Source organism: uncultured Methanofollis sp. (assembly GCF_937919355.1).
Lineage (GTDB): Archaea > Halobacteriota > Methanomicrobia > Methanomicrobiales > Methanofollaceae > Methanofollis.
In genome coordinates, this window is sequence record NZ_CALFSA010000181.1 from 1 (window position 1) to 15363 (window position 15363).

Genomic DNA, 15363 nt, shown 5'->3' on the forward strand with positions numbered 1-15363 from the left:
TCGACCTCCTGAACGGCATGCCCTCGATCGTCTTCGGTCTCTTCGGGTTTGCATTTATCGTCCTTTACCTCAATGTCGGGGTCTCCCTCCTCGCGGGCATGGTCACCCTCGGGCTCATGGTCCTGCCGACTGTCATCAGGACGACGGAGGAGGCCCTGAAGACCGTGCCGGTGGCGATACGGGAGGGGAGCCTCGCACTCGGCGCCACACGCTGGCAGACGATCCGGCGGGTCGTCCTGCCCCCGGCCCTCCCCGGCATCCTCACCGGCACGATCCTCTCGATCGGGCGGGCCGCCGGGGAGACGGCGCCGATCCTCTTCACGGCCGTCGTCTTCTCGAAACGCTTCCTGCCGGCATCGGTCTTCGAACCGGTGATGGCCCTCCCGTACCACCTCTTCATCCTCACGACAAATGTTCCCGGTGCGGAGACGAACCAGTACGGCACCGCCCTCGTCCTCCTCGTCCTCGTCGTCGGGATCTATGCCGCCGCGATCGCCCTGAGAAACCACTACCAGAAAAATGTCAGATGGTAAGATGACAGAGACTGCAATCCTCTCAACCAGAAACCTCAACCTCTACTACGGGGAGAGGCACGCCCTGAAGGAGATCACGATCGATATCGAGCCAAAGAGGGTGACAGCCCTCATCGGCCCCTCGGGGTGCGGGAAGTCCTCCCTCCTCCGTTGCTTCAACAGGATGAACGACCTTGTCGAGAATGCCAGGACCGAGGGGGAGATCCTCTTCAAAGGCGAGGAGATCACCTCTCCGGTGGCCGACGTCGTGGCGATCAGGAAGAGGATCGGGATGGTCTTCCAGAAACCGAACCCCTTCCCGAAGTCGATCTACGAGAACGTCGCATATGGCCCGAGGGTCCACGGTATCAGGGATGCAGAGGCCCTCGACGCCATCGTGGAGAAGAGTCTCCGCGACGCCGCCCTCTGGGAAGAGGTGAAGGACCGCCTCCACTCCTCGGCCCTCGGTCTCTCCGGGGGACAGCAGCAGCGTCTCTGCATCGCCCGCACCCTGGCGGTCGAGCCCGAGGTGATCCTGATGGACGAACCCTGCTCGGCCCTCGACCCGATTGCCACGGCAAAGATCGAAGCACTCATCGAGGACCTGAAGACGCACTACACGGTGGTCATCGTCACGCACAGCATGCAGCAGGCGGCGCGGGCAAGCGACTTCACCGGGTTCATGTACCTCGGCGAACTGGTGGAGTTCGGGGAGACGACCCAGATCTTCGAGGCCCCGAAGAACAGATTGACCGAGAACTATGTGACAGGCCGTTTCGGATAGGTGGATGTATGAGCGAGAAATTTCATGACGAACTGAAGGCCCTGAGAGAGGAGTTCATTGAATACGGGCAGTTTTCAGGGGACATGCTGAAGGACGCCTTCAGAGCGTTGAAGGACGGGGACACGGCCCTTGCCGACTCTGTTCTTGGCAGAAAAAAGCACCTTGCAAATCTCTCAGACCATTTCGACGAGCGCCTGCTCACCCTCATCGCCCTGTACCAGCCGATGGCGAAGGACCTGCGTGTGATCGCCTGCACCCTCAAGATGAACGACGCCCTCTTCCGCATCGGGCGGTACGGCAAGGACATCGCCATGCTTGTCCCGGAGTTCGCCGAGGCCGGTCACCTCGGCCGGATGCTCAACCTCCCGTACATGGCTGAAATGGTCTTTTCGATGGTCGACGACGCCCTCCGTGCCTACGAACAGGGGGACACCGCCCCCATAGCCACCTTCTCCGAGAGGGACAGTTGCGTGGACGACCTGAGGTACTCGGTCTTCAGGGAGGGGGTCACCTACATGATGGAGGACCCGAAGAATATCGAGAGGTGCATGGACTACGTGATGGTGGCACGCTACCTCGAAAGGTGCGGCGACCACTGCTGCACGATGGCAGAGAAGATCCACTACATGGTGACTGGGAAGAGGATCGAGATCAGGTGAGGGGGGGCGTTTGCCGGGGGGGTGGGCAGCCCCCCCCCCCCCATACTCAGGATAGGAGGGGGCGAAGGGTAGACTTCTTCAGAGTGTCAGAGTGCAGATTTCAGCCTTCCCCGGTCAAATCCTGAGCGGGGAACGAGCGTCAGCGAGTTCGAGAAAACCGTAGGTTTTCGATTACGACCTGAGGGAGTCGAGAAGGTCGAAGGCCTTCGAGGCAGTCCCCCGGTCATGAGGGATTCTCTCAATCCCGATCCGATCATGACGACCTCCCTGAACCAATACGATGCCTTTATCACACCCCCGGCAGAGGAGTTGGCCGGAGGTAAAGACATGCCGGAATTTGGTAACCCCTTTGCAGGCACCGCATACGGCCGGAAGTTGACCGATGCCGAACTCGTCCGCGCCGTCCGCTTCATGGTCGCGGCGGAGTACGAGGCGGTCCAGCTCTACCAGCAACTTGCGGAGTCGACCGGGAACAAACTCGCACGGGCGGTCCTCCTCGACATCGCGGAGGAGGAGATCGTCCACGCGGGAGAGTTTCTCCGTCTCCTGAAGGAACTCTCGCCCGAGGAGGAGACATACTACGCAAAAGGGAGAGAAGAGGTCGAGGAGATGATCAAGAAGACGAAGAAGTGATCGACTCTGGTGGGCACAGGACCGGGCCCATCGTCTCTTCTTTTTTTCCCGTCTTTCTAGGGGCCTCGATCTCCCGGACCCCGGCCGGCGCGCCGGGGGCAATCTCGCAGTAATGGCGGCTGAATCCGGTTCGGCGACAGAACCGCCATTTCCGCACCGGCAAACTTTATCTTTTGCATGACAGATCAGAGTATATCTAATCTGGATAGGAGGTGAGTCCTCTATGACCTACGAGACCCAGAAGCGCTCCTCGTCCAAGGGTAAGAAGGACGTGGATGCCAGGAAGGAAGTTGCGCCGGTGAAGAAGAGCACAAAGTCCAACCGGCTCTGAACAGGCGGGCAGGCGCACCTGCTCATCATACATACCCCTTTCACGCACCCCCTGCGATGGCCCTATATCTCCAGACCATCCACGTTTCAGGGTGGAATATTTTGATCTCATCTCGATCTCGACGAGCGGTATGGCCATCATGAACCCCACGACACCTGAGAAGGTGACCCGTGCCGGGGCGGTGGCCGGTCTCTCCGCCGGCGACCGGGTTGTGGAATTCGGTTGCGGTTACGGGACGATCCTCGCTCTCTGGGGGAAGAGGTTCGGGATCGCCGGGCGCGGCCTCGACATCAGGGAAGATGCCTGTCGCCGGGCCGTCGCCCTCCTTGAAAAGGAAGGTCTCTCCTCGCAGGTCGAGATCGCCCGTGCAGACGTGCTGAACGAGACGCCCGACGGCCGGTACGACTGTGCGGCCTGCATCGGGTCCTCGCATATCTGGGGCGGCTTTGCCGGTGCGATCGAAGCGATGAGCGCATGGCTCAAACCCGACGGCAGGATCGTTATCGGAGAAAGGTACTGGGCGAGGGACAATGTCCCCCCTGAATTTGCACGGCAGTGGCGCGACGTCCTCACCGAGTACGAGATCGTGCAGGCGGCACGGGACGCGGGTTTCGATATCGCGGCAACCTTCCGCGCCTCGCCCGACGACTGGGACACCTACGAGTCGGGCAACTGGCAGGGGCTCCTTGCCTGGCTGCGCGACCACCCCGACGGCACTGAAGCCGACGAAGTGCGGGAGTACCTCTACCGCATCCAGGACGAGTATGCCGCCTACGGCCGGGAGTACATGGGTTTTGCCATCTACGTGCTCGTCCCCTTCTGAGGACCGCAGACATTTATTGCCGCGGTCCTCCCATTGATCTCAAGATATGGCGGCACAGAAAGAGAAGATCTCCTTTGTCGCCCGCATGCCTGACAGGCCCGGCGCCCTCCAGAGAGCGGCCGGGATCATCATGCGGCACGGCGGGAACATCAACCGCATCCAGTACAGCAGGTGCATCGACCCATCCACCGTTTTTCTGGAGGTAACGGCATTTCCGGAGGACCATGTCGCCATCAGGGACGGACTTGCCGCCATTGGCTATCTCCAGACCCATATCCCGGCCCCGGGTTTCCTGCGTATCCATGTCACCCTCCCCCATGTCCCCGGCGCGCTCGCCCGTTTCCTGGACCTGACGACGACAGTCGGCGCCAATATCGCACACGTCGACTTCGACGACAGGGGGAACCACCCCGACCGCCTGACCCTCGCCCTCAGCCTCGAAGAGAGCGGGAAGGTCGACGACCTCCTCAACAGCCTGAAATCGCAGTACCCGATCGAGATCCTCGAATACGACCAGACCGGCGACACCCTCGACGAGACCGTCTTCTATATCTGGTTCGCCCAGCGCCTCCGGCGGTTGACAGGTCAGGCCGGGGACGACTTCCTCCTCCGTCTCCTCGGCGACATGAACCACATCGCCCAGGACCTCGCCGCCCGCGGCGCCGACCTCCGGCAGGTCTTTGCGAGCATCCTCCAGACAGGCGAGAGCCTGAACCGGACCTGCGGCGACGGCTTCTACGCCGACGTCCAGCATCTCCGCGTGGCCCCGGAGATGGACCTCTTCTGCTTCCAGTTACCGGGCGGGGGCAGCATCTACGTCTTCGAGACCCCTGACGAGACCATGATGGTCGACACCGGTTACGGCATCTACTACCCCGACGTCATCAGGATGTTCAGGCACTATGGCATCGGCAATGGCACGAAGTTGCGGAGAGTGGTGATCACCCATGCCGACGCCGACCACTGCGGTGCGGCCGGTTTCTACGAGACCCCGGCCATGATGCACCCGACGTCGGCGGCGATCATCGAGACCTCGGACCGCGCCTACGGGTCTCCGGCCGAGGGGTCGGTCCTGGAGACGGTCTACACGACGATGATCAACCTCTTCTCCCGCTTCAACCCGCCGAAGAATTTCACCCTCTTCGAGGGCCCGACCGGCGAGGTACGGGGGATCTTCCCAGTCCTTGAAAAGTTCGCCTTCGGCGGCAGGACCTTCGAGGTGCTGGAGGGCCGCGGCGGTCACGTCCGCGGTCTCGTCTACCTTTTCTGTCCCGAGGAGGGCGTCCTCCTGACGAGCGACACCGTGATCAACTTCGGCAGTCTCACCGAGGCGAGGAAGGTCTACAGTTCCCTCGCCGACTTCCTGGTCACCTCCGTGAACGTCGACTCTGGCACGGCGAGAGAGGAGAGGCACGCCCTCCTCGACATAGCGGCCGCCGTGGACCGCGACCTCGCCGCACGGGGAAAGCGCTGCCTCATATGCGGCGGCCATGGTGCGGTCTCCGTCCTGCAGAACGGCAAATTACAGGTCTTCGGGGAGGTCGAGCACTACACCCCGGCAGGGCAGACCGGAGACGGGACGACCACTCCCTGACCTTTTCGCCACTCCTAAAGATCGATGCCGCGCTCTCTCAGTTCTTTTGTCTTTATCTCCGAACAGGCCTCGCACCTGAACTCAGGGGCGCTGTCGTCCGTCCGGTCGTAGTTGGAGGTCCTGACCAGGCGGTAGCCGCGGCAGACCTTCCCGCAGTCCACGCACCTGATATTCTCCTTCACCTCCCACTGCGCGGCGAGGGTCTTCGAGGTGAAGATGAAGCGGTCCACCCAGAAGAAGATGAGGCCGCCGATGAAGTTCGCTATGATGGTGGCGGTGAGGGGGTCCAGCGTGGAGAGGAGGATCAGCACGCCGGCGAGGAGTGGGGTCGAAAGTTGCCACCTGATGAGGTAGAGTCCGTAACGCTTGAGATTGACGTCCATATCCCATCAAGAATATGGCAAAATCGATAAATAAACATGAGTATAGGGCACGGTGGAAAAATCTTCATCACCCATGACATGCCACCTGATCAGGCATGGCAGACGCAGAAGCAGAAGAGGGTGCATCGACCTCTTCTATAATGTCGTCGGTGAGACGGCATGGCGACGCCGAAAGCACGGATACCGAAGAGAATATCCATCCCCCCTATATCGTCGTCGGTGAGACGACAGAGAAGGGGCGCGGCGTCTTTGCCGCCAGGGATTTCCTTCCCGGCGAGGTGATCGAGGTCTGCCCGGTGATCGTCTCGGCAGGTGCGAGGGATGAAGACCTCATCGACCGGACGAACTTCTACAACTATTATTTTGCCTGGGGGGAGGACGACCGGGCCTGCGCGATCGCCCTCGGCTACGGTTCACTGTACAACCACTCATACCACCCGAATGCCGACCACCGCCGGGACTTCGCCGCCGGCACGATCACGGTCACGGCCTACCGGCACATCAGGGCGGGCGAGGAGATCACCATCAACTATACCGGTCCGGTGGACTGCCGGGACCCGGTCTGGTTCGACGTCGCGGGAGAGGAGTAAAAAGAGACAGGGCAGGGTTCAGAGAACCTCTGCCTTCGTGATCCTGACCTCGGGGACAGGCCGGTCCTGCCGGTCGGTCCTCCCATTCCCGATGGCGTCGACGACGTCCATCCCTGCGATGACTTCGCCGAAGGCCGGGTGCATGCGGTCGAGGTAATTGTTGTTCACCAGGTTGATGAAGAACTGGCTTCCCCCGGTGTTCGGGCCTGCATTCGCCATCGAGATGGTGCCGCGGTCGTTCCTGTTCGAGGGCGTGAACTCGTCGGGGATCGTGTAACCGGGTCCGCCCATGCCGGTACCTGTCGGGTCGCCGCCCTGGATCATGAAGTTGGCGATGACGCGGTGGAAGATGACGCCGTCGTAGAACCCTTCCTTCACCAGTTTTTCAAAGTTCCCGGCCGTGATCGGCATGTCGGCATAGAGCTGGATGGTGATGTCGCCCTTCGTCGTGTGGAGGACGACCTTCGCTCCTTCTGGATGGTCAACCATGATCTTTCCTCCCTCTCTGGTGGCGCGGTGAACCATAAGAGTTCTCCCGGTCGGGCGCCATGGGGGATCATGGCAGGGAAGGAGGAGAGGCGGGCCGCGGAGCACGAGGAGATGGTCGCCGCGTTCCTGAAAAACCTCAGCCACGAGAGACCTGAATACCGCTGGGGCGCGGCGGACGCCCTCGGGAGGCTCGGCGACGAGCGCACCGTCGGACCCCTCGTCGCCGCCATGGACGACCCCGACCCGCGGGTGCGGAAGAAGGCGGCATGGGCCCTCGGGCAGATCGGCGACCTGCGGGGGCAGAGGCCCCTCCTTGCGGCGATACGCAACGACGAAGACGAGGACGTCAGGGAGATCGCGGAGGAGGCGTACGAGATATTGAAGAGGAAGGTCTTCGGGGGGAGGTGAGGGTCACACCTGCTCTTTCGTCCCGTAGCGCACCAGTGCCGACCCGAGGGCCCCGAGGCCCTCGACGAAGGGAGAAGGGGGGACACCGTCGGCGAGCACCGGCCCCACATCTGGCTCGCACTCGGTCACTCTCTCCTCGTACGGCAGGACGAAGATGTCTGTAAAGAAATCTGCCTCGGTGCCGAGGAGGTCTCTGACCTTCTCCACGTCTCTCTCGGAACGCACCCTGTTGACGACCAGGTGAAGCGCGGGGATGCCCAGTTCCCGCGCGAGCACGGCGGCGCGTCTTGCGACCTGCACGGCGTTGAAGGTCGGATCGGTGACGAGCACCGCCTGGTCGAACCCCTCTGCGATCGACCTCCCGAAATGCTCGACGCCGGCCTGTGTATCCATCAGGACAACCTCGCCCTCCCGCAGGTTGATGTACCTGACGACGGCCTGGAGGAGTGCGTTTTCCGGGCAGAGACATCCGGTCGCCGCCTGCACCACCGTCCCCATCACAAGGATGTCCACACCGTCAGGGCCCCTGACCCCGAACCTCTCCACCACATCGGAGACGTCCGGGTTGAGCGTCAGCATGAGCCCCCAGCCATCGCCGGGCCTGGCGCCGGTCTTCTCCTCCACATAGTCGATGTTCTTCGTCAGCGGTACAATTGCCTCGCTCTTCTGGCGCGGCACGCCCACGGCATAGGGCAGGTTCATCTGCGGGTCTTCGTCGACGGCAAGGACGGTGTGGCCGTCCCGCGCAAGAATGCGCGCGAGGAGCGCCGTGATCGTGGTCTTGCCGACGCCGCCTTTCCCGGCCACGACGACGCGGAACCCGCTCTCCGTCTCCTTGTGAGTGTTCTGCCTGATCGCCCGGGCTGCACTCAAAATTTTTTCTTTCATGTCCTCAGGGTCGCACATAGGTGCCTGCACTCCTGTGGTCTAGAGTATCTCCTCCATCTCCCTGCGCTTTTCCCTGTCAGGGATCAGATCCCGAGCGCTCTCCTCTTCCTCTCGATCTCCTCTTCAAGGAAGTCCGCGGCCTTCACCGGGTCGGGTTCGACGGCAAGGGAGGCGTTCACCACCTCCCGCAGACGGGAGGTGAGGAGGTCGAGCACCTTCCGGCTCCCGTAGACCCGCGGCGGGATGCCGAGCACGGTGGTGATCCCCGATGCCACGAAGTAGGTGGCGATGGAGAGGGCCTTCTGCGAGTACCACTCTGGCGCCGCACCGCCGAGGGGCAGGTCGCCGATACCCGTACCCAGTTCATCCGCAAGATGTGCGGCCATCACGAGGACGCGGGAGCAGTCGACGCAGGAGCCCATATGGAGCACCGGCGGGACCCGGGCCGCCGTGCAGAGCGCCTTCAAGCCCTCGCCGGCCAGGTCCGCCGCTTCGGGCACCATCAGTCCGGCCTTCCCGCATGCAACGGCGGCGCACCCGGTCTCGACGACCAGGACGTCACGCCTGATCAGTTCTTTCGCGAGCATGACATGGCCGTAGTCCTGCCTGACCGCCGGGTTGTTGCAACCGACGATGCCGACGATCCCCCTGACGCCGCCGGCAACGATCGCATCGATGAGGGGCCGGTAGGACCCGCCAAATGCTTCCCTGACCGCCTCTTCGGAGAACCCCGCAGTCATACGAACGGGTTTTGCGGGGATGCGCACCCGGTCGGGGTTCCGGCCGGGAAAGTTCTCGATCGCGAGGGCGATGACCGCCTCCGCGGTGTCGAGGGCGGTGTCGGGCCTGAACACCAGAGGGACCGCCCCCGGCACCCTGGACTTCTCGCTGGTGGTGACGACCTTCGTATGATAGCACGCCGCCGTGTGGGTGATGGAGGGGAAGATGCACTGCGACCCGATCACCATGACGTCGACCGCACCGGTGACGATGGCGAGTTCCTGGTCGAGTATGGAACCTGCGATGGGGATGCCGTGCCGCATCAACAGTTCGTTCCCCGTACAGCACATGCCGACAAGGTTGATCCCCTTCGCCCCTTTCTCCCGCGCACGTTTGAGGAGGGCCGGTTCTTCCGCGGCTCTGACGATCATCTCGGAAAGGACAGGGTTGTGCCCGTGGAGGACGATATTGACCCTATCTTTTTTGAGCGTGCCGAGGTTCACCCGGGCGGTGCACGGCACAGGGGTGCCGAAGAGGATGTCGGACGCTTCCGTCGCCATCATGGACCCGCCCCACCCGTCCGAGAGCGCCGTCCTCATGGCGTGCAGGATGAGATCCGCAGGGTCGGCGCCGACGCCCATGTGGACACGGTGCATGGCCTCGACGACCTCCCTGTCGACGCCCCGCGGCACGATCCCGGCCTTCGTCCATGCTTCCTTCGTCTTCTGCGGGGCACGTTCAGCCATCTGGATCCTGTTCTTGAGGGTGCCGTACTCCTCCAGCATCGCCCGGGCAAGGTCGGCGGCGACCTCCGCCGTTCTCCGTCCTTCAGACCGTATGCCGTACTCTGCGGCGACGGCCTGCAATTTTTCCATATCAATGACCCTGTAGCCCTGCGACGTCCCTTCTGCGGTGCTGAGCAGGACTTCAAGGACCTCGCGGCCGTGGTCAGAGTGGGCGGCGGCGCCCGTTGAGATGTCGTTGAGGAGGTTTCGCGCCACGATGAGGTCGGCGTCTGCACCGCAGACACCTCGCGTCGGTTCTTTCCCGAAGGGTTCGATCCGGCAGGGCCCCATGGCGCACCTGTTGCAGCAGACCCCCAGGTGCCCGAAGCCACAGCGGGGTTGCTGGTCGGTGAAGCGGTCCCAGACTGTCTCGATAGCGTCGTCTCCCGCCTTTTCGAGAATGTCCCTGTCGGTGCCGTCGAGCACCCTCTGTCCTGAGGTTTCCCGTCCCCTCTGGAGATCAGACATGGTATCTTTCGTCCTTTCTTTCATTACGAAATCCTGCGATCTTTTTCAGGACAGCCCTGTATGCCCTGATATTTGCGGGGACGGTGGTCTCTGCGTGGTGAGGGCCGGGGGCACCGCCGAGGACGAGCGCCCCTGTCTTGCACGCCTCCACGCAGGCGGGGACCATTCCGTTTCTCCGCCGCTCGATACAGTTGTCGCACTTTGTGTTGACCCTGCGGTCGGCCGAAAAGGGGGGGACGTTCCCGAACGGGCAGGCCCGTGCACAGACGGCGCAACCGGTGCACAGGTCTTCGTCCACGAGGACCGAACCCGTGTCTCTGTAGAGTGCGTCTGTCGGGCAGGCCTCCATGCAGGGTGCCGGGGTGCAGTGACGGCAGAGGTCGGGAATGGTCAGGGTACCGGTACCGGTCCTGACATGCATACGGGGCTGCACGATTTTTCCGGCACTGGCGGCAGTGAAGAGGTCCCTGTCCGGCGTATGCTCCACCGCGCATGCAAACTCGCAGTGTCTGCACCCGATACAGAACTCAGGCCTGACAGAAATGTTTTCCATGTATCTTTCCTTAGACATTTTTTATCGGGCGTCGAAGGTTTCAGGTACTGCTAGGTATCAAAAAATAACTTTATAACGCCTCATATTCATATCTGGCGATTTATGAAATTCAGAATAATCTCAGGATCTTTTTGCCGCGTCCTGAGTCTTTCGGATAGAGACCTGCGGTCCGGCGAGAGCATGATCCTCATCACCCCCCTGCAGAGCGGGTGGAGAGGGTGCGGTCACTCTCCTGAACACTTCCATTCCCCGGAAAAAAGCACCATATAGGAACACGGCCGAACTCATACAGAATGACGGCGGAGAAGATGACACCTGCCATGCGGCAGTTCTATGCGATGAAGGAGGAACATCCGGACTGCGTCATTTTTTTCCGCATGGGGGACTTTTACGAGACATTCGGCCACGACGCCGAGATCGTCTCCCGCGAACTCGATATCGTGCTCACCTCGCGGGGAAAGGACAGGGACGGGGAGAAGATGCCCCTCGCCGGCGTGCCCTATCACGCGGCTGACACCTATATCTCCCGCCTCGTCTCGAAGGGATACCGGGTTGCCGTCTGCGAGCAACTCGAAGACCCGAAGAAGGCGAAGGGGATTGTGAAGAGGGGCGTCGTCCGGGTGATCACGCCGGGCACGGTCATCGACGCCTCCATGATCGCCTCGCCGGGAGCGCGCTACCTGATGTCTCTCTGCCCTGACGGTTCTGGCTTCGGCCTCGCCTTCCTGGACATCTCCACCGGCGAGTTCTTCGTCGAGGAGTGTGCGGACGGCGGCGAGGTCGTCTCCGAGGTGGAGAGGTACAGGCCACAGGAGTGTATCGTCCCCGGCCCCCTCCCCGACGATCTCTGCGATCGTTTCTCCGCCCAGGGCGTCCTTGTCACCCCCTATGAGGAGGGGGCGTTCTCGGGCGCACGGGCGCGGCAGGTGCTCCTCGACCACTTCGGCACCGTCTCCCTGGAAGGTTTTGGGTGCGAGGGGATGAGAGCGGCGGTGCGGGCCGCAGGCGCCGCCCTCAGGTACGCCACCGAGACCCAGTTCTCCGACCTCTCCCACATCACCGGCCTCTCGGTGCGGTCCACAACAGAGAGGATGTCCCTTGACGCGATCACCCTCCGGAACCTCGAGATCACCGAGACGATCCGGGGCGAGGGGAAGGAGGGGACCCTCCTCCATGTCCTGGACAGGACGCGGACCTCGATGGGGAGCAGGACGATGCGGGCGTACCTGGTCAACCCCCTCCTCGACAGGGGCGAGATCGATGCACGCCTCGACGCCGTCGAGTACTTTGTCGGGAACACGCGGGCACGGGACACCTTCCAGGACCTCCTCCGCGGCTGCGCTGATATCGAGAGGATCGCAGGCAGGATCGCCTACGGCAACGCCACGCCCCGCGACCTCGTCACCCTCAGGACGTCCTTCGAGACCGTGCCCGAGGTGAAAGAGGCCCTGCAGGGCGACCTCCCTCTCCGGGTCAGGGAGGCAATAGGCCAGGTCTCCGACTTCCCCGCGGTCAGGGACCTCATCTCCCGCGCGATCGTCGACGACCCGCCGGCGAACCTCAAGGGCGGCGGGGTGATCAGGGAGGGGTACAACGCCGAACTCGACGAACTGAAGGGACTCTCGGGGTCGGGGAAGGACTGGATCGCGGAGTACCAGCAAAAGGAGAGGGAGAGGACAGGGATCAAGTCCCTGAAGGTGCGCTACAACCGGGTCTTCGGCTACTACATCGAGGTGACGAAGCCGAACCTCGCCCTCGTGCCCGACGACTATGACCGGAAGCAGACGACGGCAAATGGCGAGAGGTTCACCACCGCCGATTTGCGGGAGAAGGAGAGACTCATCACCAATGCGGAGGAGCGCCTCCTCTCCCTGGAGGCCGAACTCTTCGGAGACCTCGTCGCCACCCTCGCCGCCTCCGTCCCCGGTTTCCAGGAGACGGCGCGTGCGATCGGCGTCCTCGACGTCTATGCGGCCCTCGCCGAGGTCGCGCAGAGGAACGACTACACGCGGCCCGTCCTCGACGACTCGGTCAGGACCGCGATCAGGGCCGGACGCCACCCTGTCGTCGAGGAGATGGTGCCGGGGTCATTCGTCCCGAACGACACCCTCCTCGACGGCGACGGCGACCAGGTCCTCATCATCACCGGGGCGAACATGGCCGGCAAATCGACCTACATGCGGGCCGTCGCCCTCATCCAGGTGATGGCCCAGACCGGGAGTTTTGTCCCGGCCGGCCACGCCTCTCTCGGCATCGTCGACCGGGTCTTCACCCGCGTCGGCGCCTCCGACGACCTCTCCAGCGGGCGGAGCACCTTCATGGTCGAGATGCAGGAACTCGCGAACATCCTGAACAATGTCACCGGCCGGAGCCTCGTGGTGCTCGACGAGATCGGGCGGGGGACGAGCACGATCGACGGCTACTCCATCGCGAGGGCCGTCATCGAGTTCCTCCACGGCACGGGGAAGACCGGGCCGCGGACCCTCTTCGCCACCCACTTCCACCAGCTCATCGACGTGGAGGCCGACCTGAAGAGGGTGAAGAACTACCACTTTGCGGTGAAGGAGACGGGCGGGGAGATCGTCTTCCTGCGGACGATCATCCCGGGCGCCACAGACAGGAGTTATGGCATCCATGTGGCGCGGCTTGCCGGCGTGCCGCGGGCGGTGACGCAGAGGGCCGAGAAGATCCTGAAGGCGACCGAGGAGGAGGTGGCGTCGGGAGGGCCGAAACAGAAGAAGTTCACCCAGATGCTCCTCTTCCCGACCTCTGAGGGGCCGGCTGAACCCGACCCGGCGGTGGAGGCCCTGAAGAAGATCGACCCGGACGCCCTGACGCCCCGCGAGGCCCTCGACACACTCTATGAACTGAAGGCTCTTGCCGGGAAGGAGGGGTCGCCATGACCGAACCTGTCATCCACGTCCTCGACGAGAGGACGGTCAACCAGATCGCCGCCGGCGAGGTCGTCGAGAGGCCGGCGTCTGTCGTCAAGGAACTCGTGGAGAACGCCATCGACGCCGGCGCCGATCTCGTCCGGGTGGAGGTGACGACAGACCGCACCCATGTCACCGTGATCAGGGTGCAGGACAATGGCGTCGGCATGGACCGCGCCGACGCGGTCCTCGCTTTCAGGGAGCACGCCACGAGCAAGATCGCACGGATCGACGATCTCGACCGCGTTGCCACCATGGGTTTCCGGGGCGAGGCGCTGGCGAGCATCGCCTCTGTCGCCGACGTCACCCTGACCACCAGGCCGAAGGGGGGCGGGGTCATTGCCGGGACACAGGTCAGGATCAGGGGCGGCGGGGCGCTTGAGGTCGCGGAGGTCGGCGCACCCGAGGGGACGGCCCTGGAGGTCCGCGACCTCTTCTTCAACACGCCGGCGCGCCGGAAGTTCCTCAAGTCTCTCCACACGGAACTTGCGCATATCCACGGGGTCGTCGAGAGGACCGCCCTCGCCCACCCGGAGGTCTCCTTCCGCCTCGTCCATAACGGGAGGGAGCGGGTCGCCACCCACAGGACGACCGACCTGCGGGAGACGGCGGCCGCCCTCTTCGGGACAGACCTCCACGCCGACCTCATCCCCCTCGACTTCGAGGCCTCGGCGGTGAGGATCGGGGGCTACATCTCCCGCCCGGCGCACTCCCGCGCCGACCTGTACCAGGTCTTCCTCTCGGTCAATGCCCGCCCGGTCTCGTCGCCCGCGATCGTGCGGGCGCTCAAGGAGGGCTACGGCACCCTCCTCCCGGCCGACCGTTACCCAGTCGCCTTCGTCACCCTTACCGTCGACCCGGCCCAGGTGGACGTGAATGTCCACCCGACGAAGAAACTGGTCCGTCTCAGCCGGGAGAGGGAGATCTGCGACGCCGTCGTCAACGCGGTGCGGGCCGCGCTGGAGGGGAAGGACCTCCTTTCCGCTCCCGCCACCAGACCTGCGCCGGCATGGATGCCGCCCACCCCTGTCCCCGCACGGGCGACCGGGATCGCGGAGGCGCCTGCCGCGTATGCAAAGTCGGACCGGCGCCTGCGGCAGACCTCCCTCCCTCTCGCCACGGCCGAAAGGAACCTCCTCCCTGAGATCGAGATCCTCGGCCAGGTCGACACCACCTACATCGTCGGCAGGGCGGACAACCGCTCCCTCATCGTCATCGACCAGCACGCCGCCCACGAGCGTATCCTCTACGAGCAGGCGACGGAGAAGCAGCAGGAGGGGCAGAAGACGCAGGAACTGATCGTGCCGGTGCTCATCACCTTCACGGCGCAGGAGGTCGAACTGGTGAAGGACGCCCTGCCTGCCCTCGAGGAGGAGGGGTTCGCTCTCGACGAGTTCGGCCCCGACACCTACGCGGTGAGCGCGATCCCGGTCGTCCTCGGCCGGATGGAGGACCCGGCGGTGATCCGCGACCTGGTCTCGGCCCTGATACGCGAGGCCCCCCGCGACCCCGTGGGGAGGCGGGAGGCGATCACGAGACGCGTCGCCTGCCGCGGTGCGATCAAGGCCGGCGACCCCCTCACCCGCGAGCAGATGCGCCGCCTCGTCGACCAGCTCGCCCACACGAAGAGCCCGTACACCTGCCCCCATGGTCGGCCGACGGTCCTCTCCTTCTCCCCCGACGAACTGGCGGCGATGTTTCGGAGGACGTGAGAGAGTACCCGGGGGAGGGGTTCTCCCCCCCGATCTGGCCTCTATTTCATATTTCCGCCCCCTCGATATGGCCTGTATGGGCGGGGTTGAGAATAATA

Annotated in this window: 15 protein-coding genes; 10 read left to right on the top strand and 5 right to left on the bottom strand. The window is 63.5% G+C overall.

From position 1 onward, the window contains the following. The 6 genes from pstA to Q0520_RS09030 all read left to right on the top strand — a co-directional run. Positions 1–533, top strand: a 533-nt coding sequence (gene pstA, locus Q0520_RS09005) for a phosphate ABC transporter permease PstA (RefSeq protein ID WP_298669099.1), incomplete at its 5' end; no start/stop codon positions are given. Position 534: 1 nt separating this feature from the next. Then, positions 535–1296 carry a phosphate ABC transporter ATP-binding protein PstB gene (gene pstB / locus Q0520_RS09010; protein WP_298669102.1) on the top strand — a complete coding sequence of 254 codons (762 nt, stop codon included), beginning with the start codon at positions 535–537 and terminating at the stop codon, positions 1294–1296. A gap of 8 nt (positions 1297–1304) precedes the next feature. Further along, positions 1305–1955: a phosphate signaling complex protein PhoU gene (gene phoU / locus Q0520_RS09015; protein ID WP_298669105.1), complete on the top strand. Its 651-nt coding sequence runs from the start codon at positions 1305–1307 to the stop codon at positions 1953–1955. A 327-nt stretch (positions 1956–2282) separates the two neighbouring features. Then, positions 2283–2588: a ferritin family protein gene (locus tag Q0520_RS09020; RefSeq protein WP_298669108.1), complete on the top strand. Its 306-nt coding sequence runs from the start codon at positions 2283–2285 to the stop codon at positions 2586–2588. Between the two features lie 422 nt (positions 2589–3010). Continuing rightward, on the top strand, positions 3011–3742 hold the full coding sequence (locus Q0520_RS09025; protein WP_298669110.1) for a cyclopropane-fatty-acyl-phospholipid synthase family protein: 732 nt from the start codon (positions 3011–3013) through the stop codon (positions 3740–3742). Positions 3743–3788: 46 nt separating this feature from the next. Further along, positions 3789–5336, top strand: coding sequence for an MBL fold metallo-hydrolase (locus Q0520_RS09030; protein ID WP_298669113.1), 1548 nt, complete (start codon positions 3789–3791; stop codon positions 5334–5336). A 14-nt stretch (positions 5337–5350) separates the two neighbouring features. Here Q0520_RS09030 and Q0520_RS09035 read toward each other — a convergent pair whose 3' ends face one another. Then, entirely contained in the window at positions 5351–5719 is a 369-nt protein-coding gene (locus Q0520_RS09035; RefSeq protein ID WP_298669115.1) for a hypothetical protein, read from the bottom strand. A gap of 95 nt (positions 5720–5814) precedes the next feature. On the opposite strand from Q0520_RS09035, the gene Q0520_RS09040 reads away from it, so the two are divergent. Next, positions 5815–6309: an SET domain-containing protein gene (locus Q0520_RS09040; RefSeq protein ID WP_298669116.1), complete on the top strand. Its 495-nt coding sequence runs from the start codon at positions 5815–5817 to the stop codon at positions 6307–6309. Positions 6310–6327: 18 nt separating this feature from the next. Here Q0520_RS09040 and Q0520_RS09045 read toward each other — a convergent pair whose 3' ends face one another. Further along, positions 6328–6798 carry a peptidylprolyl isomerase gene (locus Q0520_RS09045; RefSeq protein ID WP_298669120.1) on the bottom strand — a complete coding sequence of 157 codons (471 nt, stop codon included), beginning with the start codon at positions 6796–6798 and terminating at the stop codon, positions 6328–6330. 69 nt (positions 6799–6867) lie between these two features. Here Q0520_RS09045 and Q0520_RS09050 point away from each other — a divergent pair, with 69 nt between their 5' ends. Then, positions 6868–7206, top strand: coding sequence for a HEAT repeat domain-containing protein (locus tag Q0520_RS09050; protein WP_298669123.1), 339 nt, complete (start codon positions 6868–6870; stop codon positions 7204–7206). Positions 7207–7209: 3 nt separating this feature from the next. Here the strand turns inward: Q0520_RS09050 and Q0520_RS09055 are convergent, their stop codons facing one another. From Q0520_RS09055 to Q0520_RS09065, 3 genes are all read right to left on the bottom strand, one after another. Next, positions 7210–8112 (bottom strand): AAA family ATPase, encoded by a 903-nt coding sequence (locus tag Q0520_RS09055; protein ID WP_298669125.1) that lies wholly within the window; start codon positions 8110–8112, stop codon positions 7210–7212. A 65-nt stretch (positions 8113–8177) separates the two neighbouring features. Continuing rightward, a complete protein-coding gene (gene cooS, locus Q0520_RS09060) occupies positions 8178–10067 on the bottom strand; it encodes an anaerobic carbon-monoxide dehydrogenase catalytic subunit (protein WP_298669128.1) in 1890 nt (629 codons plus the stop codon). Further along, positions 10060–10620: a 4Fe-4S dicluster domain-containing protein gene (locus Q0520_RS09065; protein ID WP_298669130.1), complete on the bottom strand. Its 561-nt coding sequence runs from the start codon at positions 10618–10620 to the stop codon at positions 10060–10062. The genes cooS and Q0520_RS09065 overlap by 8 nt, the downstream gene beginning before the upstream one ends. A gap of 293 nt (positions 10621–10913) precedes the next feature. On the opposite strand from Q0520_RS09065, the gene mutS reads away from it, so the two are divergent. Both mutS and mutL read left to right on the top strand, forming a co-directional pair. After that, the gene (gene mutS, locus Q0520_RS09070; RefSeq protein WP_298669132.1) at positions 10914–13523 is read left to right on the top strand and encodes a DNA mismatch repair protein MutS; all 2610 of its coding nucleotides are present in this window, start codon (positions 10914–10916) and stop codon (positions 13521–13523) included. Then, on the top strand, positions 13520–15265 hold the full coding sequence (gene mutL / locus Q0520_RS09075) for a DNA mismatch repair endonuclease MutL (protein WP_298669134.1): 1746 nt from the start codon (positions 13520–13522) through the stop codon (positions 15263–15265). The genes mutS and mutL overlap by 4 nt, the downstream gene beginning before the upstream one ends. The last annotated feature ends 98 nt before the right edge of the window (positions 15266–15363 follow it).

Excerpts from the sequence above, each read along its gene's own strand:
- Q0520_RS09055 (WP_298669125.1), bottom strand. The coding sequence starts at position 8,112 with ATGTGCGACCCTGAGGACATGAAAGAAAAAATTTTGAGTGCAGCCCGG.
- mutL (WP_298669134.1), top strand. The coding sequence starts at position 13,520 with ATGACCGAACCTGTCATCCACGTCCTCGACGAGAGGACGGTCAACCAG.
- Q0520_RS09020 (WP_298669108.1), top strand. The coding sequence starts at position 2,283 with ATGCCGGAATTTGGTAACCCCTTTGCAGGCACCGCATACGGCCGGAAG.
- Q0520_RS09035 (WP_298669115.1), bottom strand. The coding sequence starts at position 5,719 with ATGGACGTCAATCTCAAGCGTTACGGACTCTACCTCATCAGGTGGCAA.
- Q0520_RS09065 (WP_298669130.1), bottom strand. The coding sequence starts at position 10,620 with ATGGAAAACATTTCTGTCAGGCCTGAGTTCTGTATCGGGTGCAGACAC.
- Q0520_RS09045 (WP_298669120.1), bottom strand. The coding sequence starts at position 6,798 with ATGGTTGACCATCCAGAAGGAGCGAAGGTCGTCCTCCACACGACGAAG.
- mutS (WP_298669132.1), top strand. The coding sequence starts at position 10,914 with ATGACGGCGGAGAAGATGACACCTGCCATGCGGCAGTTCTATGCGATG.
- Q0520_RS09040 (WP_298669116.1), top strand. The coding sequence starts at position 5,815 with ATGGCAGACGCAGAAGCAGAAGAGGGTGCATCGACCTCTTCTATAATG.
- Q0520_RS09030 (WP_298669113.1), top strand. The coding sequence starts at position 3,789 with ATGGCGGCACAGAAAGAGAAGATCTCCTTTGTCGCCCGCATGCCTGAC.
- cooS (WP_298669128.1), bottom strand. The coding sequence starts at position 10,067 with ATGTCTGATCTCCAGAGGGGACGGGAAACCTCAGGACAGAGGGTGCTC.
- phoU (WP_298669105.1), top strand. The coding sequence starts at position 1,305 with ATGAGCGAGAAATTTCATGACGAACTGAAGGCCCTGAGAGAGGAGTTC.
- pstB (WP_298669102.1), top strand. The coding sequence starts at position 535 with ATGACAGAGACTGCAATCCTCTCAACCAGAAACCTCAACCTCTACTAC.
- Q0520_RS09050 (WP_298669123.1), top strand. The coding sequence starts at position 6,868 with ATGGCAGGGAAGGAGGAGAGGCGGGCCGCGGAGCACGAGGAGATGGTC.